The 23939-nt window shown below is 64.0% G+C and carries 23 protein-coding genes; 14 read left to right on the forward strand and 9 right to left on the reverse strand.

Going from position 1 to position 23939, the window contains the following annotated elements:
* The first annotated feature begins 254 nt into the window (after positions 1-254).
* The 6 genes from FCT00_RS21240 to FCT00_RS21265 all read left to right on the forward strand — a co-directional run bounded on the left by FCT00_RS21240 (position 255) and on the right by FCT00_RS21265 (position 5365).
* Entirely contained in the window at positions 255-1241 is a 987-nt protein-coding gene (locus FCT00_RS21240) for an amidohydrolase family protein (RefSeq protein ID WP_138424588.1), read from the forward strand.
* Between the two features lie 34 nt (positions 1242-1275).
* Complete coding sequence (locus FCT00_RS21245) at positions 1276-1884, forward strand: NAD(P)-dependent oxidoreductase (RefSeq protein WP_235889254.1); 609 nt, start codon at positions 1276-1278, stop codon at positions 1882-1884.
* 140 nt (positions 1885-2024) lie between these two features.
* On the forward strand, positions 2025-2774 hold the full coding sequence (locus tag FCT00_RS21250) for an ABC transporter permease (protein ID WP_235889255.1): 750 nt from the start codon (positions 2025-2027) through the stop codon (positions 2772-2774).
* A 2-nt stretch (positions 2775-2776) separates the two neighbouring features.
* The gene (locus FCT00_RS21255; RefSeq protein ID WP_235889256.1) at positions 2777-3580 is read left to right on the forward strand and encodes an ABC transporter permease; all 804 of its coding nucleotides are present in this window, start codon (positions 2777-2779) and stop codon (positions 3578-3580) included.
* Positions 3581-3600: 20 nt separating this feature from the next.
* Positions 3601-4365, forward strand: coding sequence for an ABC transporter ATP-binding protein (locus FCT00_RS21260; RefSeq protein WP_235889257.1), 765 nt, complete (start codon positions 3601-3603; stop codon positions 4363-4365).
* Between the two features lie 46 nt (positions 4366-4411).
* Entirely contained in the window at positions 4412-5365 is a 954-nt protein-coding gene (locus tag FCT00_RS21265; RefSeq protein ID WP_138424590.1) for an ABC transporter substrate-binding protein, read from the forward strand.
* A 213-nt stretch (positions 5366-5578) separates the two neighbouring features.
* Here the strand turns inward: FCT00_RS21265 and FCT00_RS21270 are convergent, their stop codons facing one another.
* Positions 5579-6418 (reverse strand): fumarylacetoacetate hydrolase family protein, encoded by an 840-nt coding sequence (locus tag FCT00_RS21270; protein WP_138424591.1) that lies wholly within the window; start codon positions 6416-6418, stop codon positions 5579-5581.
* A gap of 368 nt (positions 6419-6786) precedes the next feature.
* On the opposite strand from FCT00_RS21270, the gene FCT00_RS21275 reads away from it, so the two are divergent.
* From FCT00_RS21275 to FCT00_RS21295, 5 genes are all read left to right on the forward strand, one after another.
* Positions 6787-7746, forward strand: a complete 960-nt coding sequence (locus tag FCT00_RS21275; protein WP_008329933.1) for a TAXI family TRAP transporter solute-binding subunit — start codon at positions 6787-6789, stop codon at positions 7744-7746.
* 50 nt (positions 7747-7796) lie between these two features.
* The gene (locus FCT00_RS21280; protein ID WP_138424592.1) at positions 7797-8219 is read left to right on the forward strand and encodes a DUF1850 domain-containing protein; all 423 of its coding nucleotides are present in this window, start codon (positions 7797-7799) and stop codon (positions 8217-8219) included.
* Positions 8216-10186, forward strand: coding sequence for a TRAP transporter permease (locus tag FCT00_RS21285; RefSeq protein ID WP_138424593.1), 1971 nt, complete (start codon positions 8216-8218; stop codon positions 10184-10186). The genes FCT00_RS21280 and FCT00_RS21285 overlap by 4 nt, the downstream gene beginning before the upstream one ends.
* Positions 10187-10395: 209 nt before the next feature.
* Positions 10396-13185, forward strand: coding sequence for a bifunctional aconitate hydratase 2/2-methylisocitrate dehydratase (locus FCT00_RS21290; RefSeq protein ID WP_138424594.1), 2790 nt, complete (start codon positions 10396-10398; stop codon positions 13183-13185).
* A gap of 122 nt (positions 13186-13307) precedes the next feature.
* Complete coding sequence (locus FCT00_RS21295; RefSeq protein WP_138424595.1) at positions 13308-14516, forward strand: threonine ammonia-lyase; 1209 nt, start codon at positions 13308-13310, stop codon at positions 14514-14516.
* A 10-nt stretch (positions 14517-14526) separates the two neighbouring features.
* Here FCT00_RS21295 and FCT00_RS21300 read toward each other — a convergent pair whose 3' ends face one another.
* From FCT00_RS21300 to FCT00_RS21330, 7 genes are all read right to left on the reverse strand, one after another.
* Positions 14527-15315 (reverse strand): siderophore-interacting protein, encoded by a 789-nt coding sequence (locus FCT00_RS21300; RefSeq protein ID WP_235889258.1) that lies wholly within the window; start codon positions 15313-15315, stop codon positions 14527-14529.
* Between the two features lie 221 nt (positions 15316-15536).
* Positions 15537-16760, reverse strand: a complete 1224-nt coding sequence (gene nqrF / locus FCT00_RS21305; protein ID WP_138424596.1) for an NADH:ubiquinone reductase (Na(+)-transporting) subunit F — start codon at positions 16758-16760, stop codon at positions 15537-15539.
* A gap of 13 nt (positions 16761-16773) precedes the next feature.
* Positions 16774-17382 carry an NADH:ubiquinone reductase (Na(+)-transporting) subunit E gene (gene nqrE, locus FCT00_RS21310; RefSeq protein ID WP_008329942.1) on the reverse strand — a complete coding sequence of 203 codons (609 nt, stop codon included), beginning with the start codon at positions 17380-17382 and terminating at the stop codon, positions 16774-16776.
* Positions 17382-18035, reverse strand: a complete 654-nt coding sequence (locus tag FCT00_RS21315) for an NADH:ubiquinone reductase (Na(+)-transporting) subunit D (RefSeq protein WP_138424597.1) — start codon at positions 18033-18035, stop codon at positions 17382-17384. The genes nqrE and FCT00_RS21315 overlap by 1 nt, the downstream gene beginning before the upstream one ends.
* Entirely contained in the window at positions 18035-18892 is an 858-nt protein-coding gene (locus FCT00_RS21320; RefSeq protein WP_171043088.1) for a Na(+)-translocating NADH-quinone reductase subunit C, read from the reverse strand. Before FCT00_RS21320 ends, FCT00_RS21315 begins: the two co-directional genes overlap by 1 nt.
* Before the next feature lie 55 nt (positions 18893-18947).
* On the reverse strand, positions 18948-20147 hold the full coding sequence (locus tag FCT00_RS21325; RefSeq protein WP_008329945.1) for an NADH:ubiquinone reductase (Na(+)-transporting) subunit B: 1200 nt from the start codon (positions 20145-20147) through the stop codon (positions 18948-18950).
* Positions 20148-20150: 3 nt separating this feature from the next.
* Positions 20151-21491, reverse strand: a complete 1341-nt coding sequence (locus tag FCT00_RS21330) for a Na(+)-translocating NADH-quinone reductase subunit A (RefSeq protein ID WP_138424606.1) — start codon at positions 21489-21491, stop codon at positions 20151-20153.
* Positions 21492-21665: 174 nt separating this feature from the next.
* Here FCT00_RS21330 and FCT00_RS21335 point away from each other — a divergent pair, with 174 nt between their 5' ends.
* Both FCT00_RS21335 and nqrM read left to right on the forward strand, forming a co-directional pair.
* Positions 21666-22688: an FAD:protein FMN transferase gene (locus FCT00_RS21335; protein WP_138424599.1), complete on the forward strand. Its 1023-nt coding sequence runs from the start codon at positions 21666-21668 to the stop codon at positions 22686-22688.
* Between the two features lie 14 nt (positions 22689-22702).
* Positions 22703-22942, forward strand: coding sequence for a (Na+)-NQR maturation NqrM (gene nqrM / locus FCT00_RS21340; RefSeq protein WP_008329948.1), 240 nt, complete (start codon positions 22703-22705; stop codon positions 22940-22942).
* A gap of 5 nt (positions 22943-22947) precedes the next feature.
* On the opposite strand, the gene FCT00_RS21345 is transcribed toward nqrM, so the two are convergent.
* Entirely contained in the window at positions 22948-23133 is a 186-nt protein-coding gene (locus FCT00_RS21345) for a hypothetical protein (RefSeq protein WP_171043087.1), read from the reverse strand.
* An 80-nt stretch (positions 23134-23213) separates the two neighbouring features.
* Between FCT00_RS21345 and FCT00_RS21350 the strand changes: the two genes are divergently transcribed.
* Positions 23214-23735 carry a CBS domain-containing protein gene (locus FCT00_RS21350; protein WP_008329952.1) on the forward strand — a complete coding sequence of 174 codons (522 nt, stop codon included), beginning with the start codon at positions 23214-23216 and terminating at the stop codon, positions 23733-23735.
* Positions 23736-23939 lie beyond the last annotated feature (204 nt).

Here is a 23939-nt window from a genome sequence, read left to right on the forward strand (position 1 = left end):
TCAGCGTGGATTTTCCGCATCGGTGCCTCGCGATCCGTGCCTGATCCCACCCCATGACTGAGGCCGGCGTTACCCCATTTTGTTTGGTCATTTGACCAATTATGTCAAGACGTTCCCCCGATTACCCCTGTTTCTCAGGGCTTTCCGGCGGGAATTTTTATTTGGTTAGGCGACCAATTAATTTCTTGCGTCGGGAATTTCGCTGACCTAGCGTTCGATCCGAGGGCGCGAGAACAGGGCCCCAGGGAGGACAAATGGCGGATCGAAAACCGGGCCTCATCTCGGTCGAAGAAGGCTTCATGATTCCTGAGGTCGTGGCCGAGCTGTCGCGGATCGCAGGCGGCGTCCCGAGCATGAAGTCCGGGCCCATCGCCGGGCCGTTCATGGACGATCTGCTCGACATCGGTGAGGGCCGGGTGGCCCGGATGGATGCCGATGGTGTCGCGGTCCAGATCCTCGCCCTTGCCGCACCCGGCGTGCAGAAGTTCGACCCGGACACCGCCTTGGCGCTGTCCCGGCTGACCAACGACCGGCTGGCCGAGGCGATTGCCGCCCACCCCGCCCGGTTCGGCGGTCTTGCCGCCGCGCCGCCACAGGCCGCGCGTGAGGGGTCCAAGGAACTCGACCGGGCGATCACGACGCTCGGCCTGAACGGTCTGATCGTCAATTCCCACACCAACGACCTGTATCTCGACGACCCGTCGTTCTGGCCGCTGCTGGAGGCCGCCGAGGCGCTGGACGTGCCCGTCTATCTGCACCCGCGCGAACCAGCCGCGGGGATCGAGGACGGCCTGATGGCGATGACCGGGTTCACGGTCGGCTGGGCCTATGCCGTCGAAACCGGCACGCACCTGCTGCACATGATCGCGGCGGGCGTGTTCGATAGGTTCCCGAAGCTCAGGGTCGTTCTGGGGCATCTGGGCGAAATGATCCCCTTCATGCTCGACCGGATCGACAATCGCTATCCGTTCGAGATGGGGGTGACCGGGGACAAACCGCTCGCCCGCAAGCCCAGCGACTACTTTCGCGACCACGTGACGGTCGCCACCAGCGGAATGAATTTCAACGCGCCGATGCGCGCGGCGATCGAGGTGCTCGGCGCGGACAAGGTGATGTTCGCGGCCGATTACCCGATGGAACGGCAGGACGAGGAGGTCGCCAAGTTCGCGGCCCTCGACCTGACACCGGATGAACGCAAACGGATCGGCGAGGACAATGCGCGACGGGTCTTCGGTCTTTGACCGATACCGGCACAGCGAATGGATGGAGGATGAGATGAAAGTTGCCCTGATCGGCGCGAGCGGCAAGGCCGGGTCGCGGGTCTTGAAGGAACTGGTGGATCGCGGACACGAGGTGACGGCGCTGGTGCGCAATCCCGACAACGTCGCGGACCTGCCCGGCGTCAGCGCGGTGGCGGTGTCCGGGGACGGCAGCGACCTTGCCGACAAGATCGCGGGACACGACGCAGTGATTTCGTCGGTTCGCTTCGTGGACCTGGACCCGGACGTGCTGTTGCCCGCCATCAAGGCGTCGGGCGTGAAACGCTACCTCGTCGTCGGGGGCGCGGGCAGCCTGATGCACCCGGACGGGGTGATCGAAGTCGAACAGCCGGGTTTTCCTGATGTCGCCAAACCGAATTCGATCCGGGGCGGCTATCTGCTCGACCAGCTCAAAGCCTCGGAAGGCCTTGATTGGACGTACCTTTCGCCGCCGCGAATGTTCGTTCCCGGCGAGCGGACCGGGACGTTTCGTTACGGCAAGGACGACATGCTGATGAAGGACGGCGCGCCCACCTCGATCTCGTTCGAGGATTTCGCGCTCGCCCTTGTCGACGAACTGGAAAAGCCGGAGCACACCGGCGAGCGGTTTACCATCGGTTACTGAACGACGCTGGACGGGCGCGATGCGTGCGCCCCCCTCATCCAAGGTGGCCTGCGGCATTGACAGACCCGTGCCGCTTGCCGTTAGCTGAAACTGCTTGAACGCCCGACCAAATAGTTAGGCACAAGCGATGGGAGGACGTCTTGAGCTTGGCATTCCGACAAGCCGCCGTCGTCATTGGCGTGATCTTCGTCTGGGCGCTTGGGAGCGTGACCGGGGTGTTCAACCCTGACGTCCTGCCCCCGGTGCCGGACGTCGCGCGCGAGATGGTCGCGCTGTGGAGCACCCCGGCCTTCAAGGGCGCGCTCTGGGCCACCCTGCGGGACGGTTTTCTGGGTGCGGTCGCTGCGGCGGTCGTGGCCATTCCCCTTGGCCTGCTCATCGGTATCTTCCCGGCGTTCGAGCTGTCCACGCGCAAGATCCTCGACTTCGGGCGGGCCTTTCCAGTGGTGGCGCTTCTGCCGCTGTTCGTCCTTATCATCGGGGCGAATTCGCAGATGAAGGTGCTGGCCATCGCCATCGCCTGTTTCTTCCCGATCCTCGTGCAGACCGTCTATGGCGCACGGCGGCTGGACCCGACGATCCTCGATACCGTGCGGATCTTTCGCATTCCTTTCGGTCTGCGGTTCTTCCGGGTCATCCTGCCCTCGGCCCTGCCCTATATCGCGACCGGACTGCGCATCGCGACGACGGTTTCGATCCTCGTCGCGGTCGGCACCGAGGTGATCCTGCCGATCGACGGTCTGGGCTATCAGATCAACCTGAGCCGCATCGCCAACCGGGTGCCGGAGGCCTTTGCCTATGTGATCTACGCGGGGCTTCTGGGCGTGCTCCTGACCCTTGGGTGGGAGCTTTTGGAAAGGCGGCTGCTGCCGTGGCATCTGGAGCGGTGAAGATGGCGAAATCTCCCCAAAAAGCCGCCCTTCGCGCCCACGCTTTCCGGGGTTTCCTCATGGCGTGGTGGCTGCCGGTTCTGGCGGTCGTGGCGTGGTATGTGCTGTCGGCCTCGTCCACATCGTTCTACTTTCCGCCCTTGTCCAAAATCCTCGCCGTGCTGTGGCGCGATCTGACGGACGGGCCGCTTTTGGGGTATATGTTCGTCAGCCTGTCCAACATGGCCGTGGGCCTTGCCCTCGCGATCCTGATCGGGGTCGGCACCGGGCTTTACATCGGCGATCACGCCAAGGTGCGGCAGGCGGCGATGCCGATGCTCAATTTCCTGCGGTCCGTGCCCCCCGCCGCCATCGTGCCCATCGTCATCATCGCGCTGGGGATCGGCGCCGCGCCCAAGATTTTCATCATCGCCTTCACCTGTCTCTGGCCCATCCTGCTCAACACCATCGACGGCGTGCGCGGGATGCCCGAGGAGTTGTCGGACACGGCGCGCGCGTTTCGCATTCCGCGCGGGCTGACCTATCGGCGCGTGCTGCTCATGGCGTCGCTGCCGCAGATCATGGCCGGCATTCGGGTCGCCATCGCCGTGGCGCTGGTGCTCATGGTGATCTCGGAATTCTTCGGGGCCTCGGCGGGCCTTGGCTTCTACATCAACGAAAACAAGCAGCGTTTCGCCATGGTCGAGACTTGGGCGGGCACGATCCTGATCGGCGTGCTCGGCTACGTCTTGAGCGCGGTGTTTCTGCAAATCGAGCGCGTGACGCTTCGCTGGTATTTCCGCGAGGCCGGGGCGCAGACGGGATGACGACAATGGACGGAAGCAACATGACCACCTCTCTCGCGCAACCCATGCAGGTGAATGGCCTGTCCAAAAGCTATGGGCCGGTGAAGGTGATCGAGAAACTCGACATGCATGTCGATCCGGGGGATTTCGTCTGCATCGTCGGCCCGTCCGGCGCGGGCAAGACGACGCTGCTTCGCTGCCTGTCCGGCCTGATGCCCGCGACCTCGGGCGAGGTTCGGGTCGGGGGCAAGGTGCTGACCGAGCCGCTGGCCGAGATCGGGGTCGTGTTTCAGGATTATCGCGGGTCGCTGATGCCGTGGATGCGCACGCTGGACAACGTGGCCTTTCCGCTTCAGGGGCGCGGCGTGCCCAAGGCGGAACGCGAGGAACGCGCGCGCAAATGTCTGGCGGACGTGGGACTCGAAAACGCGGCGCATCAATATCCGTGGGAACTGTCGGGCGGCATGCAGCAGCGTGTCGCGATTGCGCGCGCGCTGGCCTATGACGCGCATATTCTGTTGATGGACGAGCCTTTCGGCTCGCTCGACGCGCAGACGAAAATGGGGCTCGAGGATCTTGTGCTCGACCTTCGCAGGCGGCTGAAGATCAGCGTGATCGTCGTGACCCACGACATCGACGAGGCGGTGTATTTGGCGGACCGGGTTGTGGTGCTGTCGGGCAAACCGTCGACCATCGTGGATACGGTGGACGTCGATCTCGGCCCGGATCGCGACCAGATCAGGACCAAGTCGGACCCGAAATTCTTCGAATACAGAAACCGCGTGATGGACCACATCATGCGCTAAAGACGCGCCGCTCTGGGTCGGATCGGCGTATTTCAGGGAGGAACACATGACCATCATCACCAAACTCACCCAAGCCTCACGCGGCATGGCCGTGGCGCTGGCCAGCGCCCTCGCGCTGCCTGCGGCGGCACAGGACATCGTCAAGGTCGAACGCTCGCCGGTCGGCCAATTCGAAGCCCTCTTCATCGGCATGGAGCAGGGCTATTTCGCCGAGCAGAACATCGAGTTGGACATCGCGATCGGGGCCAGCCCGGACGGCGCCATCGCCCAGCTCATGAACGGGGATCGTCACGTCGCCATGACCGGCGCGGTGCCCCTGACGGCGGCCGTCGCCAACGGGCTTCCGATCGTCGCGGTGGTCAACGCGCAGGATCAGAACCCCATCGCCACCTACGGCCTGATGGTGCCCGCCGACAGCGACATCCAGTCCATCGCGGACCTGAAGGGCAAGAAGATCGGCCTGCCGGGCATCGCCAGCCCGCAAGGTTCGGCGCTTATCCGGACGCTGGAGCAGAACGGCATGACCCGTGACGACGTGGAACTGGTCAACCTGCCCTTCCCCGGCGTGCTTCAGGCCATCGAAGCCGGGTCGGTCGATGCGGGCCTGCCCATCGGTCTGTTTTACAACCTGTCCGTCCAGAAGGGTCTGCGCGAGTTGAAAGAGGTTTTCGACAACTCGACCTTCGGGTTCCCTGCGGTGCTGTTCGCCGCCAACAAGAACTGGGCCGATGAGAACGCGGATCTGATGAACCGCTTCATCATGGCGATGCAGAAAGCCAACGACTATGCCAACGCGAACCCGGATGCGGTGCGTGCGGTCGACAAGGCCCAGACGCAACTGCCGCCGGAATACCTCGACACCCGCGAAATCGCGCCGTTCATGACGGGGTTCGACGCCGAGGCGTGGGATGCGGAGAACGAATACCTCGCCAAATATGGCTTCATCTCGCGCAAACCGACGCCGGACGAATACATCTGGAGCGGCGCGATCCGCCAGTGATCCAGCATGCTGCCAAACCGAAAGCGCGGCCCCTCGGGGTCGCGCTTTTTCGTTGGGTTTCGGGGGATCGGGCGGTGGTTTATTCGGCAGAGCGTTCGCTGTGCAATGGCGTCGCCCACATGCGCCTCCGCCCGCATTGGGCCGCTCGGCATTCGGACCCACCGATACCCCGCAGGACGGGCCCACAGCCGACCCGTTCGACAGCCCCAAAGCTTATTCCGCGTGGAAGGTGTTTTCCAGCCGACCGATCCCGTCGATCTCGACCACGCAGGTCTTGCCGGGCGCCAGCAAGATCGGCGGTTTGCGCACGAAACCGACACCGCCCGGCGTGCCGGTGACGATCACATCCCCCGGCCTCAACTCCACGAAATTCGAGCAATAGGAGATGAGCGTCGGGATGTCGAAGATCAGGTGCTTGATCCAGCTTTCCTGAAGCACCTCGCCGTCGAGGATAAGGCGGATGCCCGTCTCACCCAGATCGCCGACCTCGTCAGGCGTCACCATGACGGGTCCGAACGGCCCGGATTTTGGAAAGTTCTTGCCCGGCCCCCACTGTTCGCCCTTCATCTGCCAGTCGCGCATCGAAATATCGTTGAACGGCGCGTAGCCCGCCACGTGGCTCATGGCGTCGGCTTTTTCGATGTAGCGCCCGCCCCTGCCGATGATGACGGCCAGCTCCGCCTCGTAATCGACCACCTCGGACACCTTGGGGATCGGGAGCGATTCCCCGTTCGCGGCCAAAGATGTCGCGAACCGCATGAAAACGATGGGGTTGTCGGGGTATGTCGTGCCGACTTCGCCTTTCGTCTCGGCCCTGTGATCCTTGTAGTTCAGGCCGATACAAAGCACCTGCTGCGCATCGGGAACGACCGGCGCATAGGTCACGCCCGCAAGCGACAGGGCCGGCTCGCCCCGCAGACGCGTCGCTAGTGCCGCGAGGTCGCCGTCCAGATGCGCGCGCAGGCGGTCGCCTTCCGGTGCAAGGTGAATGGCGTCGCCTTCGACCAGCCCGAAACGCAGTTGGCCGTCGTGTTCGATTGTCGCGAATTTCATGTGTGTCCTCAGATTTGGCGCAAAGCTCCGTGCCGTAGTCGCCACCTTCCGGCCCCCGCGTCAAGGTGCGGAGGTGAAACCGGGTCAGGTCGCCGTTGGTCCGAAACACGATCCGGTCGGGTACGATCTGGGCCAGATACGCCCGTGTCCGGCCTTCCGGCACCGGCGTCTTCAGGAGTGAAAACAGCGCGGTCGCCCGGTGCCGACGAGGGCGCCGGACCACGCCCCGACGCCCATTCATTTCCGTTACCGCAACCACTTGTGTTGACGCCCGCCCCGCGCTCGGGTTTTCATGCATCTGTCCGGTCGGAATAACCGACTTGCGGAACGACGGGTCCGAACGAGACCCACCAACTGGGAGGAAATCCATGAATATGTTCAAGGCCACTCTGGCCTCTGCGATGCTTTTTGCTGCCCCCGTCATGGCGCAGACGCCTTTGTCGGTCGCGACCGGCGGCACCGGCGGCGTGTATTACCCGATGGGCGGCGGTCTGGCCGAAGTCATCAACAACCATGTCGAAGGCTACACCGCGACGGCGGAAGTCACCGGCGCTTCGGTCGAAAACATGGGGCTTGTCGCCACGGGTGACGCGGACCTCGCCATCGGTCTGGCCGACACGGTGTATCAGGCGCAGACCGGGACCGGCCGCTTCGAAGGGCAGCAGCTTGAAATGGTGCGCGGCGTCGCGTCGCTTTACGCCAACATGATCCAGATCGTGACGCTGGCCGACAGCGGGATCACGTCGCTCGACGATCTCAAGGGCAAGCGCGTGTCCATCGGTGCGCCGGGGTCCGGGACCGAGGTGAACGCCGAGCAGGTGCTGACCGCCGCCGGAATCACCTATGACGACATCGACGAGCAGCGCCTGAACTTCAACGAAACCGCCGACGCGCTGGCAAACGGCGACATCGACGCGGGCTTCTGGAGCGTGGGTGCCCCGACCTCGTCCATCCTCAACCTCGCCACGACGCAGGACATCGTCGTGATCGAATTGACGGACGAACAGATCGCGGCGGCGCAGGAAATCCAGCCGCTCTTCGCCAAGACCACCCTTGCGGGCGGCATCTACGAAGGCGTGGACGAAGACACGACCGTTCTGGGCGTGCCGAACGTGCTGGTCGCCTCGTCGGAAATGTCCGACGATCTGGCCTATGCGATCACCAAGGCGATGTTCGACAATATCGCGGACATGCAGGCGGTCCACCCGGCGGCGAACCAGACCACGGTCGAGTTCACCCTGTCGGCCACGCCGATCCCGCTGCATCCCGGTGCGATCCGCTACTACGAAGAAGCGGGCGCCGAGATTCCGGAAAAGCTGCGCCCGTGACGGCGCACTCTGGAGGGGCGCTTCTGGCGCTCCTCCTCTCCTCTTTTTCCATGACCGCTGCCGCCGGGACGCTCACCGCATCGCTTGCGGGCACCGGAGAGGTTCTGACGGAAGCACAGGTCGCCCCCGGCGACGGCTGGTGCGTGTTGTGGCGCCATTCCGTGCAGGGGTTCGAAGTGTCGGATTGCTACGTGAACCGCGAAGGGAGGATGGTGCTGGACCGCTCCCACCTGCCCGATTTCGCCGCCGGGCTTGACCATATCCCCGGTCGCGGCACGCAAATCGCGGACGGGCAAGGCGGCTATTGGATCGAGGATCTGGACGAGCCGGTTCCCGGCAACGCCTATATCCTGCGCCCCGGTTCGATGAAGGTGGACCACCGCCTACGGATCGGCGACCGCGAAATCTCGCTCTCCGCACTGGCAGAACATGAACGGGTGCGCATCGCGCTGACCCCTGACGAGGCACGATGACGGACACGACCGAGGCCACGACGCCGGACCTGAAACAACCCTGGATCGTGTTGAAGGCGATCACCGTCGTCGGGATCGCGCTGTCGCTGTTCCAGCTTTACGCGGCGGGTATCCAGCCGCTCGGGCTGTTCTATCAGCGCCCGATCCATCTGGGTTTCATCCTCGTCCTGTGTTTCCTGATTTACCCGGTCTTCGGCAAGCACCGCCCGCGCGGCGTGGTCGGTTGGCTGATCGACGGGCCTCTGATCCTGTGCGGCGTGCTGGTCGGCTATTGGGTGCCCGCGCATATCGACATCATCGCCAACGCGATCATCCCGCGCCAGATCGACGTGGTCGTGGGCATCATCTCGGTCCTCGTGGTGCTGGAGGCCGCGCGCCGCGCCGTGGGCGGCGTGCTGACCATCATCGGCGCGGTCTTCATCGTCTATTCCTTCGCAGGTGTGCGGGGCGAGTTGCCGTGGCTTGCCGATTTCATGCCCGGCATCCTCAATCATCGCGGCTATTCCATCGACCGACTGGCAAGCCAGTTGACCCTTGGGGCCGAGGGGCTGTTCGGTATCCCGCTGGGGGTCGCGGCCACCTTCATCTTCATCTTCGTGCTGTTCGGCGCGCTTCTGGAGGTCACGGGCGCGGGCAAGTTCTTCATCGACCTCGCCTATGCCGCGACGGGCCGCCAGCGCGGCGGTCCCGCCAAGGCTGCCGTCATCGCCTCCGCCGGGATGGGGTCGATCTCGGGCTCGGCCATCGCCAACGTGGTGACCACGGGGGCCTTTACCATTCCGCTCATGAAACGGCTCGGCTACCGCCCCGCGCAGGCAGGCGGGATCGAAGCCGCGGCTTCGACCGGCGGGCAGATCATGCCGCCGCTCATGGGCGCGGGCGCGTTCCTGATGAGCGAGTTCACGCAGGTTCCGTATATCGAGATCGTTCTGGTCTCGATCTTTCCGGCCCTGCTCTATTTCGGATCGGTCTATCTGCTGGTCCATATCGCCGCCGTGAAGCTGGGGCTCAAGGGTATCCCCGCCGCCGATCTGCCGCGCGTGCGCGACGTGTTGAAAGAGGGCTGGCATTTCCTGCTCCCACTGGTCGTGCTGGTCTATTTCCTGACCGCCGGATATTCGCCGCTCAGGGTCGGCTACTTCGCCGTCGTCTCGGTCGCGCTGGCCGCCGTGGCGCGGGCGTTGTGGGATTTCTTCCGTCATTCGCCCTCGTTCGACGGATTCATCGCCCTGCTCGGACGCGGATGGGACATGACGCTTCGGGCATTGGAACTGGGCGCGCGCAACGCCGTCGCCGTGTCCATGGCCTGCGCCGTGGCAGGGATCATCGTGGGGGTCGTGGGTCTGACCGGGCTGGGGCTGAAATTCTCGGCCATGATGCTGGCGTTCTCGGGCGGCAACATGATCCTCGCCCTGCTCCTCGTCATCATCGCGAGCCTGATCCTCGGCATGGGTCTGCCGGTCACGGCGGCCTATATCGTGCTTATCATCCTCGTCGGTCCCGCCCTGACCGAAGAGTTCGGCGTGCCGATCCTGATCGCCCACCTCGTCGTGTTCTGGTATTCACAGGACAGTAACGTGACGCCCCCCGTGGCGCTCGCGGGGTTCGCGGGTGCGGCCATCGCGGGGTCCACACCGATGGAGACCAGCTTTCAGGCGTGGAAATATGCCAAGGGGCTATACCTCATCCCCATGTTCATGGTGTTCAACGAGGTCATCATCGTGGGCGGCCCCCTGCCCCTCGTGATCTGGAATGGTGCGCTGGCCATCGTGGCCCTGACGGCCTTTGCGGCGATGCTCGAAGGGTTCCTCTTCGCCCCGATCCCGATTTGGCAGCGCGTGGCGCTCGCCCCGGCGATCATCGCGGTGTTCTGGCCCGACCTCAGGGTCGAGGCCACGGGGGCGGCGGTCATCGTCGCTCTGCTCGCATGGAACGCTGTGGTATCGCGCCGGTCGGTGGCTGCCTGACCCGACGGACGGGTTTAGTTCCGCACAATTAAAGCCCACACGGGTCGCGGCGTGAACGCGGGGCAGGCACTGGTCCGCGTGCAAGGGACTTGCGCCGGAAATCCGAAATGTATACGACCGCATACAAATGCGATCTGCTAAGGACTCGCGCAGTTCGACGACGATCGCCTCGCCCACTGAAACCCGTCAGCCAACCAGCGGATACCTTTATGAGCCATTACGCCAGCTACCTTGAAGAAATCGAAACCCGCAAGGCACAGGGCCTGCACCCCAAGCCCATCGACAGCGCGGAATTGGCTGCCGAAATCATCGCGCAGATCGAGGACGAAGGTCACGAACACCGCGCGGATTCGCTCAATTTCTTCATCTACAACACGCTCCCCGGCACCACGGCGGCGGCTGGCGTGAAAGCGGCGTTCCTCAAGAAGATCATTCTGGGCGAAGCCAAGGTGGCCGAGATCACCCCGGAATTCGCGTTCGAGCTCTTGTCGCACATGAAGGGCGGCCCCTCGGTCGAGGTTCTGCTGGACCTCGCCCTGGGCGACGACGCGGACATCGCCGCGCAGGCCGCCGAAGTCCTGAAAACGCAGGTGTTCCTATATGAAGCCGACACCGCCCGCCTGAAAGAGGCGCATGAAGCCGGGAACGCCGTGGCGACCGACATCCTGCACAGCTACGCCAATGCCGAATTCTTCACCAAGCTGCCCGACATCGAGGACGAGATCGAAGTCGTCACCTACGTCGCTGCCGAGGGTGACATTTCGACCGACCTTCTCTCGCCCGGCAATCAGGCGCACTCGAGGTCCGACCGGGAACTGCACGGCAAGTGCATGATCGACGAGGCCGCGCAGAAGCACATCGAGGAACTCAAGCTTCAGCACCCCGGCAAGCGTGTGATGCTGATCGCCGAGAAAGGCACGATGGGCGTGGGGTCGTCGCGCATGTCCGGCGTGAACAACGTGGCGCTCTGGACCGGCAAGCAAGCCTCTCCTTACGTGCCGTTCGTGAACTACGCCCCCGTCGTCGCGGGCACCAACGGCATTTCCCCGATCTTCCTGACGACCGTGGGCGTGACGGGTGGCATCGGCCTCGACCTCAAGAACTGGGTCAAGAAGGTGGACGCCGACGGCAAGCCGATCCTGAACAATGACGGGAACCCGGTGCTCGAACAGAAGTACTCGGTCGAGACCGGCACGGTGCTGAAGATCGACACCAAGAACCGCAAGCTGCGCGATGCGGACGGGAACGAGCTGGTCGACATCTCCTCGGCCTTCACACCGCAGAAGGTCGAATTCATGAAGGCGGGCAGCAGCTATGCCATCGTCTTCGGCAAGATGCTGCAATCCTTCGCGGCCGAAACGCTGGGCGTCGAGATGCCCGAGGTGTTCGCGCCGTCGAAAGAGGTGTCGCACGAAGGTCAGGGTCTGACCGCCGTCGAAAAGATCTTCAACGCCAATGCGCGCGGCACCACGCCGGGCAAGCCGCTTCACGCCGGATCGGACGTGCGGGTGAAGGTGAACATCGTCGGCTCGCAGGACACCACCGGCCTCATGACCTCGCAGGAACTGGAGGCCATGGCGGCTACCGTCCTGTCGCCCTCGGTCGATGGGGCCTATCAGTCGGGCTGTCACACCGCGTCGGTGTGGGATGCCAAGGCGCAGGCCAACACCCCGCGCCTGATGGCGTTCATGAACAAATTCGGCCTTGTCACCGCGCGTGACCCCAAGGGCGAATACCACGCGATGACGGACGTGATCCACAAGGTGCTGAACGACATCACCGTGGACGACTGGTCGATCATCATCGGCGGCGACAGCCACACCCGCATGTCCAAAGGTGTAGCGTTCGGGGCTGACTCGGGCACCGTGGCGCTGGCGCTTGCCACCGGCGAGGCGGCGATGCCGATCCCGGAGTCGGTCAAGGTCACGTTCAAAGGCGAAATGGCCGATCACATGGACTTCCGCGACGTGGTCCACGCCACCCAGCAGCAGATGCTGAAACAGTGCGGCGACAACGTCTTCCAAGGCCGGATCATCGAGGTTCACATCGGCACGCTTCTGGCCGACCAGGCGTTCACCTTCACCGACTGGACCGCCGAGATGAAGGCGAAGGCGTCGATCTGTATCTCCGAAGACGAGACGCTGATCGAGTCGCTTGAGATTGCGCGCGACCGCATCCAGATCATGATCGACAAGGGCATGGAGCATGAAAACGGCATGCTCGCCAAGCTGATCGGGATCGCCGAGCGCCGGATCGAAGAAATCCGTTCGGGCACCAAGCCTGCGCTGAAGCCCGACGACAACGCCAAATACTTTGCCGAAGTGGTCGTGGACCTCGACGCCATCGTCGAGCCGATGATCGCGGACCCGGACGTCTACAACGCGGACGTGTCCAAGCGTTACACCCACGACACCATTCGCCCGATCTCCTACTACGGGGCGGAAAAGAAGGTCGATCTGGGCTTTGTCGGCTCGTGCATGGTGCACAAGGGCGACGTGAAGATCGTGGCCCACATGCTCAAGAACCTCGAAGAGGAAACCGGCAAGGTCGAGTTCAAGGCGCCGCTGGTGCTGTCGGCCCCGACCTACAATATCATCGACGAGCTCAAGGAAGAGGGCGACTGGGAGATCCTCCAGAAATACTCGGGCTTCGAGTTCGACGATCTGGCCCCGAAAGCCACTGCGCGCACCGAGTATGAGAACATCCTCTACCTCGAACGCCCGGGCTGTAACCTGTGCATGGGGAACCAGGAAAAGGCCGCGAAGGGCGACACCGTGCTCGCCACCTCGACCCGCCTGTTCCAGGGCCGTGTCGTGGCCGATGCCGAGGACAAGAAGGGCGAGAGCCTGCTGGCCTCGACCCCGGTCGTGGTGCTGTCCGCCATCCTTGGCCGCACACCGACGCTGGACGAGTACAAGAAGGCCGTGAAAGGCATCAACCTGACCAAGTTCGCGCCGCCGCAGAACGTGGGTCAGATGGGCCTGTCGGTCCACTTCTGAGACCGGACTTTATGAACACGCGCCGCAGTCCCTGACCGGGGGCTGCCGTTTTCTTTTGCTCGGACGTGGCTTGACCCGGCGCGCGGGCGGGTTCAGACGGGTGCCTTGATCCGGAGGCCCGCATGACCCTCACCTATGACGATGTTCTCACCGCCCGCGCCGCGATTGCGGATGCCACCCTGCTCACGCCGACCGTGCCCGCCACGCGCCTGTCGCTCCAGCTTGGCATCGACCTACATCTGAAGCTCGAGAACCTGCAACACACCAACGCCTTCAAGGCACGCGGGGCGCTGGCGAAGCTTCTGAGCCTGACGGACGAAGAACGCAGGGCCGGGGTGATCGCGTGCAGTGCGGGCAACCACGCGCAGGGCGTGGCCTATCACGCGACGCGGCTGGGGATTGCCTCGGTGATCGTGATGCCGCATGGCACGCCCTTCAACAAGATCAAGCGCACGCAGGATTTCGGCGCGACGGTCGAGCTGCACGGTAAGACCTTCGAGGAGGCAATGGAGGCCACGCGCGAGATGATGGCGCGGGACGGGCTTGTGCTGATCCATCCCTTCGACGACCCGGTGGTGGTGGCGGGCCAAGGCACCGTGGCCTGCGAAATGCTGGAACAGGAACCCGACCTCGACGTGATCGTGGTGCCCATCGGCGGCGGCGGGCTGATCGCGGGGATTGCCACGGCGGCCAAGGCGATCAAGCCGGACGTGCAGGTGATCGGCGCGCAGGCGGAGCTGTTCGACGCGGTGAAATCGGCCATCGACGGCACGGCCCCCCATTTCAAGGGCGCGTCACTGGCCGAAGGGATCGCGGTCAAAGCCCCCTCGCCCGCGAACGTCGAGGTCATCCGGCGCAGGGTCGACCGGATCGAAAGCGTCACCGAGGAGCAGATCGAGGCGGCGGTGTTCGACCTCTTGTCCCACGAAAAAATCGTGGCCGAGGGCGCTGCGGGCGCGGGACTTGCGGTGGTGCAGAAACTGGCGGGCGAGCTTCAGGGCAAAAAGGTCGGGCTGGTGGTCTGCGGCGGCAACATCGACAGCCGCATCCTGTCGACGCTCATCCTGCGCGGGCTTGTGCGCGACGGGCGCATCGCGCGGCTCACGTTCGAGATCGACGACACGCCCGGCCAACTCGCCGTCATTTCCCGCATGATCGGCGATGCAGGCGCAAATGTGGTCGAGGTCATTCACCAGCGCATGTTCCAAAGCGTCGCCCTGAAACAAGCGGAACTGGAAGTGGTGATCGAGGCGCGTGACAAGCTGCACGTCGAAGAAATTGTCGCCCAGCTTCGCGCCGAGGGCTTCAACCTGACCACCGATCTGACCTGAGGGCGCGCGGTCAGCCCGCGGCTTCGGCCCGCTTGACCTGCTGGTGCTCATCTTCGATGAGGCCGATCTTCCAGTAGCCCGAGATATAAGCGTCGCCCTTGGGCACGCCGCGCCGGTTCACGATCTCTTCCCGCAGGGCTTTTATCATGCCGCTCTCGCCCGCGATGCAGGTCTGAACGGTGCCGTGAAACGCGGGCATCGCGCCGATGCGGTCGATGCTCTGGGTCAGCGGCGCGCTCGGGTCCGGGTGGATAAGCCAGTTGAGGTCGATCCCCTCGGGCGCGTCGATCTCCTGCCGGTCGTCCTGGCTCGTGATCTCGAAGAACGCGGTGCCCTTGGCGTCGCGCGGCATCGCTTCGAGCGTCGCAGCGGCAACGGGGATGGCCGACATATCGGCGGCGACGACATAGGTATCGGCGTGGAATTCCTTGATCTTCACCGGGCCCGGCCCGGCGAATGCGGCCACGTCACCCGGTTCGCACCGCCGTGCCCAAGCCGAGGCCGGGCCGCTGTCGCCGTGGTCGACGAAGTCGATGTCGATCTCGCCCGCATCCACGCGGATGAAGCGAATCGTGTAGGTCCGCACGTCAGGGCGCGGGCCATCTTCGAGCTGACGCTGGAATGCGTCGGGTGTCTGGCCCGGCTTGGGCATGAACAGTTTGAAATGTGCGCCTTCGATCCCGGCTTCCATCGTCTTGATCCAGTCGGCGGCGCAGGTGACGCGGATCATGTTCGGCGTGATCCACGTTTTCGCGGTCACGGACATGAGGCGGGGAATACGGCTTGCTGGGTTTGCCATCGGGGCGACCCTTTCTTTTCGTGTGGAGTGCTGGCTGGGCCGTCGGCGGCCTGGCTCGTCCGGGCGCAACAAATGGGCGCCGTCGGTGGTGACCCTAAGGGTGTGCGGCGACAAAGGCCAGAGCCGCCGCTGTTCAAGGATGCGCGGCACAGGCGGCTGTGGCGCACGAACGGAAAACGCCGCCCGGTGTTGGGCGGCGTTTCGTGTGTGACAGGCGTCGGTCAACCGCCGAAATCGTCGAGCATGATATCCTCGCGGTCCACCCCAAGCTCCAAGAGCATGTTGATGACCGACTGGTTCATGATGGGCGGGCCGCACATGTAGTATTCGCAGTCTTCCGGCGCCGGGTGGTTCTTGAGGTATTCCTCAAAGAGCACGTTGTGAATGAACCCGGTGTAGCCGCCCCAGTCATCCTCCGGCAGCGCATCGGACAGGGCCACGTGCCATTCGAAGTTGTCGAATTCTTGGGCGAGCTGGTCGAAATCTTCGACAAAGAACATCTCGCGCTTGGACCGCGCACCGTACCAGAAGGTGATCTTGCGGTCGCGGTTCTCCAGCCGCTTGAGCTGGTCGAAGATGTGGCTGCGCATGGGCGCCATGCCCGCACCGCCGCCGACGAACACCATTTCCTTGGGCGTATCGCGGGCGAAGAACTCGCCGAACGGGCCGGAGATCGTCACCTTGTCGCCCGGCTTCAGGTTGAAGATGTAGGACGACATCTTGCCCGGCGGGATGCCTTGGGTGCGCGGCGGCGGGGTCGCGATACGGACGTTGAGCATGATGAGGCCCTTTTCGTCCGGGTAGTTCGCCATGGAATACGCCCGCTCGATCGGCTCGTCGCAGGTCGATTCATACTGCCAGATGTCGAACTTGTCCCAGTCCTCGCGGTATTCCTCGGCCACGTCGAAATCGGTGTATTTGACGTGATGCGCGGGCGCTTCGATCTGGATGTAGCCACCGGCGCGGAAGTTCACGTCTTCGCCTTCGGGCAGTTCCAGCACGAGATTCTTGATGAAGGTCGCGACGTTGTCGTTGGAGCGCACCGTGCACTCCCACTTCTTCACCCCGAACACCTCTTCGGGGACTTCGACTTGCATGTCCTGCTTCACGGCCACCTGACAGGACAGGCGGTCGCCGCACGCCGCCTCACGTTTCGTGATATGGCTTTCCTCGGTCGGCAGGATCGACCCGCCGCCTTCGTGGATGCGCACCCGGCACTGGGCACAGGTGCCGCCGCCGCCACAGGCCGACGGGACGAACAGCTTTTCCGCTGCGAGGGTCTGGAGCAACTTGCCACCGGCCGGCACGGAAATCGTGCGTTCGCCGTTGATGGTGATGTTGACGTTGCCGGTGGATACGAGCCGCGAGCGCGCCGCCATGATGAGCGACACGAGCGCGAGGACGATTACCGAAAACAGCGCGACGCCAAGTCCGAAGGTTTCCATATCGCCTGCCCCCTCAGAGTTTCACGCCGGAGAAGGACATGAAGGCCATGGCCATGAGCCCCGCGCTGATGAAGGTGATGCCAAGACCCTGAAGCCCGTCCGGGATGTCGGAGTATTTCAGCTTCTCGCGAACGCCCGCCATGGCGGTGATCGCCAGCGCCCAGCCGAGGCCCGAGGACACGCCGTAGACGCTCGCCTCGGAGAAGCTGTAGTCGCGTTCCACCATGAACAGCGACCCGCCGAGGATGGCGCAGTTCACCGTGATGAGCGGAAGGAAGATGCCCAGAGCGTTGTAGAGCGGCGGGAAATATTTATCGAGCACCATTTCGAGGATCTGCACGATGGCCGCGATGACGCCGATGTAGCTGATGAGGCCGAGGAAGGTGAGGTCCACGTCCGGGAACCCCGCCCATGCCAGTGCGCCGGGGGCGAGCAGGTAGGTCAGGATCAGGTTGTTCGCGGGCACGGTGATGGCCTGAACCAGCGTGACCGAGATGCCCAGACCGATGGCGGTCGAGATCTTTTTCGACACGGCGAGGAAGGTGCACATGCCGAGGAAGAAGGCGAGCGCCATGTTCTCGACGAAGATGGCCTTTACGGCGAGGGAAAGCAGGGCTTCCATCAGTGCGCCTCCACCGTCTGAATGCGGTACTCACGCTCTTCCACCTGCTCGGGTTTCCACGACCGGAAGCCCCAGATCAGAAGACCGATCACGAAGAAGGCCGAGGGCGGCAGGAGGAGAAGGCCGTTGGGCACATACCAGCCGCCGTTGTTCACGGTCGGCAGGATGGTGACGCCGAACAGGCTGCCCGACCCCAGCAGTTCGCGGATGAAGCCGACCATCATCAGGATCAGGCCGTAGCCCAGCCCGTTGCCGACGCCATCGACGAAGGAGGCGATCGGCGGGTTCTTCATCGCAAACGCCTCGGCGCGGCCCATCACGATGCAGTTCGTGATGATGAGGCCGACGAAGACCGAAAGCGTCTTGGAAATCTCATAGGCATAGGCCTTGAGCACCTGATCCACCACGATCACCAGCGAGGCGATGATGATCATCTGCACGATGATACGGATCGAGCTGGGGATCTGGGTGCGGATCGCGGAGATGAACATGGAGGAAAAGCCCGTCACCAGCGTCACGGCGATGGCCATGACCGCCGCAACCTGAAGCGACGATGTCACGGCGAGCGCGGAACAGATGCCCAGCACCTGAAGCGTGATCGGGTTGTTGTCGACCATCGGGTCGACCAGCATGGTCCGGTAGGTCTGTGCCATCAGATCTCTCCCGCTCTGACGCGTTCAAGGAAAGGTTCGAAGCCGCGCTCGCTCATCCAGAACCGCACGAGGCTGTCGACACCGCGCGAGGTGAGCGTGGCGCCCGACAGGGCATCGACGTGATAGTCCGGCCCGGCGGCGGTGACGGTCTTGCCGACGTTGATCTCGAGGTCGCCCTCATCGTCGCGCAGCTTCTTGCCGCGCCAGAGCGCCTTCCACCGCGGGTTGTCGACTTCGGCGCCAAGGCCGGGGGTTTCGGCATGTTCGTAGAACTGAAGGCCGAAGATCGTGTTCCCGTCCTCTTCCACGGCGATGAAGCCGTAAAGCGTGGACCAGAGGCCGTAGCCGTAGACAGGCAGGATCACCTTGTCGAGCGACCCGTCATCGGCCCGCAGAAGGTAGACGGTGACGTAATTCGCCTGCCGACCGATGCCTGCCGGATCGTCGTCCAGCGGCGCCGACAGGGTCAGATCGTCGGCGGCAGCGCGATCGTCGAAGGTGAGCGGGTCGAGCACCTGACCTTCGACATCGGCACCATCAGCGAAAGCGCCGGTAGCGAGTTCGACCACGTGGGGTTCGAAGTCGGCAAAGGCGGCGGCGACATCCATCCCCTCTTCATACCGGCCCGCGACTTCGACGATGTTCACCTGCTTGTCCAGTGCCGCGTTCTGTTCTTGAAGCGGGCGCAGCGACACGGCGGCGGCGGACACCACCATCGAGGCCACCAGACACAGGGCCAGCGCGACGACGACCGTTTTCACGGTGTTGTCCGGCGGGGTGTCGAGGAAGCGGCGGATCGGACCCTTGCGGGCCTTCTGTGCCTCGGTCAGCGGCTCGTCACGGACGGGCGGGTTCATTTCGGGCGTGAATTCGGCCTCGCCGGTCTCGTTCACGCGGTTTTTGGTATCCTTGTCAGGCATTGCGGCGTGCCCTCCTGCGGATGTTGGCCTGCACGACGAAGTAGTCGATCAATGGCGCAAAGACGTTGCCGAACAGGATGGCCAGCATCATGCCTTCGGGGAACGCCGGGTTGATGACGCGGATCATGACGACCATGAACCCGATGAGCGCGCCGTAGATCCAGCGGCCTGCGTTGGTGTGGGAGCCCGAAACGGGTTCGGTCACCATGAAGACGAGGCCGAAGGCATAGCCGCCGATCACGAGGTGCCAGTACCACGGGGTCGCGAAGGCCGGGTTGGTGTCCGATCCGATCCAGTTCAGAAGGGACGAAAACGCGATCATGCCCAGAAGGCAGCCCAGCACCATACGGTAGTTGGCGATCCGGGTGGTGAGCAGGAACGCCAGACCGATCAGACAAGCGATGGTCGAGGTCTCGCCGAAGCTACCCTGAATGGTGCCGACGAAGGCGTCCATCCATGTGATGCCGTAGGTGGCAAGCTGGCTGACCCCTTCCGATGCGGTCACCGCCAGCGCGGTCGCGCCCGAATAGCCGTCCACCGGGGTCCAGATCGTGTCACCGGACATATAGGCGGGATAGGCGAAATAGAGGAACGCGCGGCCGACGAGGGCGGGGTTGAGGAAGTTCTTGCCGGTGCCGCCGAACACCTCTTTCCCGATGACCACGCCGAATGAGATACCCAGCGCCACCTGCCAGAGCGGCGTCGAGGCGGGTAGGATCAGGGTGTAGAGCATCGAGGTGACGAGGAAGCCCTCGTTCACTTCGTGGCGGCGGATGGTGGCGAAAAGCACCTCCCAGAACCCGCCAGCGGCGAGCGTCACGATGTAGATCGGCAGGAAATAAAGCGCGCCGTGCAGCACGTTCGCCAGCGCGTTGTTCGCGTTGAAGCCGATGCCCAGCGTCTCGATGATCCACGCGCGCCAGCCCGACGCGCCGAACTCGGCAATCGCCATGTTGGTCTGAAGACCCACGTTATACATGCCGAACAGGATGCAAGGCACCGTGGCGATCACGACATAGGTCATGATCCGCTTCATATCGACGTAGGACCGCGCGTGGGGCGCGGCGGTCGTCACCGTCTTGGGCGTGAACAGGAAGCTTTCGACCATTTCGTAGATCGGAAAGTAGCGTTCGTACTTGCCGCCCTTGACGAAATTGGGCTCGATCCTGTCGAAGAAGTTGCGCAGACCCATGCCCTAGCCCTCTTTCTCGATCTTGGTCAGGCAGTCGCGCAGCGCCATGCCGTATTCGTATTTCGCGGGGCACGCGAACCCGACGAGGCCCAGGTCCTCTTCGTCCAGTTCCAGCGCGCCCAGCGCCTGCGCCTGATCCGTGTCCATCACCAGAAGCGACCGCAGAAGCTGCGTCGGCAGGTAATCTTGCGGCATGAGCTGCTCGAACGTGCCCGTCGGCACCATCGCGCGGCGTCCGCCGTTGAGGTTGGTTGTCAGGCTGTAAAGCTTGTTCGCGAAGGCCGACCCCAGCACGGGCTGGATTGCGAATTTCGACCCCATCGGCCTGATCCAGCCCAGCGGGATCTGCTTGTGGTCTTCTTCGATCAGCGTGATCTGGCGGTCGTAGCGACCGAGATAGGCATCCGCCCCCTCGCCCGCATGGCCCGACAGAACCGAGCCCGAGATCATGCGCATCGGCAGGCCGTCCGGGTTGTCGCCCGCGCACAGCTCGGTCAGCGAGGCGCCCATGACGGTGCGCACGAGGCGCGGCTTGGCGAGCGGTCCGGTGATCGCGACGACGCGGGTCGCGTCCAGCTTTCCGGTCAGGAGAAGTTGACCGATGGCGATGACGTCCTGATAGCCGATGCTCCAGACCGTCTTGGTGGCCGAAGGCGGCTCGACGAAATGCATGTGCGTGCCGGGCAGACCCGCGGGGTGCGGGCCGGAAAACGCGACGGGCGTGATCCCGGCAAGGTCGGCACCGGGAATGGACGCGCCCTGCGACTGGCAGAGATAGGTTTTGCCGTCGGTCAGCTTGGCAATGGCTTCCAGCCCGCGCGAAAACGCCTCGGGCGCTTCATGGATGATGAGGGCGGGATCGGCCGCCAGCGGCTCGGTGTCCATCGCGTTGACGTAGATCGCGGCCGGCGCGTCGGTCGTCAGCGGCACCTTGGAATAGGGGCGCGTGCGGAACGAGGTCCACAGACCGGCGGCCGCGAGGCGTTCGACCAGACCTTCGCGCGTGGCAACGTCACCCACGGCGGAGAAGTCCACCGGCGCGGCAGCGCCCGCGTCCACTTCGATTTCGACCGAAATCAGACGACGCCGCGCGCCGCGGTGAACCGCGCGAATCCGGCCCGATACGGGCGCGGTGATCTGGGCTTCGGGATTGTCCTTATGCACGAAAATCGGCGCGCCGGCGGCGACGGTATCGCCCTCTTCCACCGCCAGCCGCGGCTTCAGGCCGCGATAATCATGCCCCAGCAGCGCGACGGTTCCGACATTCGCCGTATGAATCGTCGTGTCCGTCACCGCCCCCGCGATGGGCAGGTCGAGACCTTTTCGTAGCGTGTAGTTTTGCACGGTGGTCGCCATCCGAATTTTTGCGCCCTTATGCAATGCTGCGCCGCCGAACAAAAGTGCATCCGACCGCTTTTTTGGCCCAAATTGTCCAGTGCATGCGGTTGCGGCCCCCGGACGGTGATATTATGGACAGGCTGCGCGCCCGATGCGCGCCAATCTACGGAGTTTAGCGCAGTGTCCGGCATCCCGACCCTCTCCCGCCGATCCTTCCTGATCCTTTCGACGGCGGCCCTCGCGGCCTGCAACCTCGAGGACGAGGTGCTGAAATTCACCGGGATGACGATGGGCACGCAGTATAACGTCGTGGCGCTGAAAGGCGGCAAGGCGGTCGACCGCGCGGCACTGGCGGCCGCGATCGACACCGCCCTCGCTCAGGTCAATGACGAGATGTCGAACTGGGACGCGACCTCGGAAATCTCGCGCGTGAACGCCGCCGGAACCGAAGCGGTCCGCCTGTCGCCCGCGCTGGCCGACCTGATGGAAAACGCGAATGCGGTCCATGCCGCCTCCGACGGGCGCTTCGATGTCACCGTGGGCCCGCTCATCGACCTTTGGGGGTTCGGCGCAGCGGGGTCCACCGCGCACGTTCCCGAGGAAGGTGCGATTGCCGAAGCGCGCGTACTCACCGGGCAATCGCGCGTGCTGACGCTTGAAAACGGCACGCTGCGCAAATCCGTGGCGGGTGCAGAGATCTACCTGCCCGCCATCGGCAAGGGGCATGGTGTCGACCGCGTGGCGACGGCGGTGCGCAGCTTCGGGATCGAGAACTTCATGGTCGAGATCGGCGGCGACCTTTACACCGCCGGGCACAATGCGGACGGCACGCCGTGGCATATCGGGATCGAAAGCCCGGTCGCGGGCGCGCGCAGTGTCTACAGCGTCGTCGATGTCTCGAACCTCGGGATGGCGACCTCGGGCGATTACCGCAACTATTTCGAGGCGGACGGGACGCGCTATTCCCACATCATCGACCCGACCACGGGCCGACCCATCACCCACAACACCGTTTCGGCAAGCGTCCTGACGGAAAACGCGATGCTGGCCGACGCATGGTCCACCGCGATGCTGGTTCTGGGCCGGGACCGCGGGCTGGAGATCGCCGAGGCGCAGAACCTCGCGGTGGTGTTCATCGACCGTGACGGCGCCGAGGGTTACAAGACCACCGAAAGCAGCCGCTTCTCGGCGCTGCAAGCCTGACACCGGGGCACCGCATGGACACCCTCATCCTCACCTTCGGACTTCTCGTCCTCGTCATGCTGGGCATGGCGGTGGGCGTGATCTTTTCGAACAAGCGGATCAAGGGAAGCTGCGGGGGCCTCAACGCCATCGCGGGCGCCGATCATTGCATCGTGTGCAAAAAGGAAATCGACCCGGACAGCCCGCTGCGCGACCGCCTCTCCGACTGTCCGCGCGCCCGGAAGATGCTGGAAAACGCGGAAAGCCGCGCCTGACCCCGTCAGCCGGGCGTCGAGAGCGGGATGAAGGCCAGCACCAGCAGCGCCGCGGCGGCGATCACGCCGTAGACCCACAGCTTCCACCGCGCCTCTTCCGCCTTCCACACGCGGCGGTAGCCGTATCCCGCGATGCAGGCGATCACGAAGATGATCGTGGCGACCAAGGGGGTAAGAAACTGTTCCGGCACGAATTTTGAACCCAACTGCGCGATTTGCGGTTTAGACTATGCGTATGACCCACGCCGTCTGAACAAGCAAGGAACGCCAAATGCCCGAATCATACCGCCCGCATCTGCGCAAGGACGACGAACACCCCCGGACGACCAGCCAGTCGGTCTCGTCCAATACCACCGTCAGCCACGCGACGGTGCAGGACGTTCTGGACAAGAAGGACGGTCGGATCATCACGATCCACCCGGAGCAGACCCTGCATGACGCGGTCGTCCTGTTGCGCGACAATCGGATCGGGGCGCTGTTGTGCGTCGACGAAGAGGGCAAGCTCGCGGGCATCCTGTCCGAGCGCGACATCGTGCGCAAACTGGCCGACCAGCCGGGTAAAACGCTGCCGCACCGTGTGGAAGAGGTGATGACGCGCACGGTCGAGACCTGCACCGCCGACGAGCCGCTCGTGGTCGTGCTGCGGCTCATGACCGAAGGCCGGTTCCGCCACATGCCCGTGGTCGATGGCGACGCGCTGATCGGCATGATTACCATCGGCGACGTCGTGCATTTCCGGCTGAACCAGCTGGAACTCGAGGCGCTTCAGATCAAGCAACTCATCGTCGGATAAGGCGCTGGCGCACGCCCGATAGCGTTGAATGCGGGTGCCGGGGCCGTTCGACCGATTGGCCCCGCCCAGCTCTCTAAAGCACGAAGTCCCGCTCCGTCAGCGTGAGCAGCCCGGTGAGGTGGATCTCGGCATCCGCCACCGTGTCGCCGTCGGTGTCGAGCGCGATGATGGTGTCGCCGCCCGACTGGCTCATCGTCAGCGTGC

The organism is Maritimibacter alexandrii (assembly GCF_005871115.1).
Lineage (GTDB): Bacteria > Pseudomonadota > Alphaproteobacteria > Rhodobacterales > Rhodobacteraceae > Maritimibacter > Maritimibacter alkaliphilus.

What these genes read in the sequence shown, in the direction of transcription:
- FCT00_RS21285 (WP_138424593.1), top strand. Translation starts at nt 8,216, where the DNA reads ATGACGGACACGACCGAGGCCACGACGCCGGACCTGAAACAACCCTGG.
- FCT00_RS21270 (WP_138424591.1), bottom strand. Translation starts at nt 6,418, where the DNA reads ATGAAATTCGCGACAATCGAACACGACGGCCAACTGCGTTTCGGGCTG.
- FCT00_RS21295 (WP_138424595.1), top strand. Translation starts at nt 13,308, where the DNA reads ATGACCCTCACCTATGACGATGTTCTCACCGCCCGCGCCGCGATTGCG.
- FCT00_RS21255 (WP_235889256.1), top strand. Translation starts at nt 2,777, where the DNA reads ATGGCGAAATCTCCCCAAAAAGCCGCCCTTCGCGCCCACGCTTTCCGG.
- FCT00_RS21300 (WP_235889258.1), bottom strand. Translation starts at nt 15,315, where the DNA reads ATGGCAAACCCAGCAAGCCGTATTCCCCGCCTCATGTCCGTGACCGCG.
- nqrM (WP_008329948.1), top strand. Translation starts at nt 22,703, where the DNA reads ATGGACACCCTCATCCTCACCTTCGGACTTCTCGTCCTCGTCATGCTG.
- nqrF (WP_138424596.1), bottom strand. Translation starts at nt 16,760, where the DNA reads ATGGAAACCTTCGGACTTGGCGTCGCGCTGTTTTCGGTAATCGTCCTC.
- FCT00_RS21315 (WP_138424597.1), bottom strand. Translation starts at nt 18,035, where the DNA reads ATGGCACAGACCTACCGGACCATGCTGGTCGACCCGATGGTCGACAAC.
- FCT00_RS21265 (WP_138424590.1), top strand. Translation starts at nt 4,412, where the DNA reads ATGACCATCATCACCAAACTCACCCAAGCCTCACGCGGCATGGCCGTG.
- nqrE (WP_008329942.1), bottom strand. Translation starts at nt 17,382, where the DNA reads ATGGAAGCCCTGCTTTCCCTCGCCGTAAAGGCCATCTTCGTCGAGAAC.
- FCT00_RS21280 (WP_138424592.1), top strand. Translation starts at nt 7,797, where the DNA reads ATGACCGCTGCCGCCGGGACGCTCACCGCATCGCTTGCGGGCACCGGA.
- FCT00_RS21240 (WP_138424588.1), top strand. Translation starts at nt 255, where the DNA reads ATGGCGGATCGAAAACCGGGCCTCATCTCGGTCGAAGAAGGCTTCATG.
- FCT00_RS21320 (WP_171043088.1), bottom strand. Translation starts at nt 18,892, where the DNA reads ATGAACCCGCCCGTCCGTGACGAGCCGCTGACCGAGGCACAGAAGGCC.
- FCT00_RS21290 (WP_138424594.1), top strand. Translation starts at nt 10,396, where the DNA reads ATGAGCCATTACGCCAGCTACCTTGAAGAAATCGAAACCCGCAAGGCA.
- FCT00_RS21260 (WP_235889257.1), top strand. Translation starts at nt 3,601, where the DNA reads ATGACCACCTCTCTCGCGCAACCCATGCAGGTGAATGGCCTGTCCAAA.
- FCT00_RS21325 (WP_008329945.1), bottom strand. Translation starts at nt 20,147, where the DNA reads ATGGGTCTGCGCAACTTCTTCGACAGGATCGAGCCCAATTTCGTCAAG.
- FCT00_RS21275 (WP_008329933.1), top strand. Translation starts at nt 6,787, where the DNA reads ATGAATATGTTCAAGGCCACTCTGGCCTCTGCGATGCTTTTTGCTGCC.
- FCT00_RS21350 (WP_008329952.1), top strand. Translation starts at nt 23,214, where the DNA reads ATGCCCGAATCATACCGCCCGCATCTGCGCAAGGACGACGAACACCCC.
- FCT00_RS21245 (WP_235889254.1), top strand. Translation starts at nt 1,276, where the DNA reads ATGAAAGTTGCCCTGATCGGCGCGAGCGGCAAGGCCGGGTCGCGGGTC.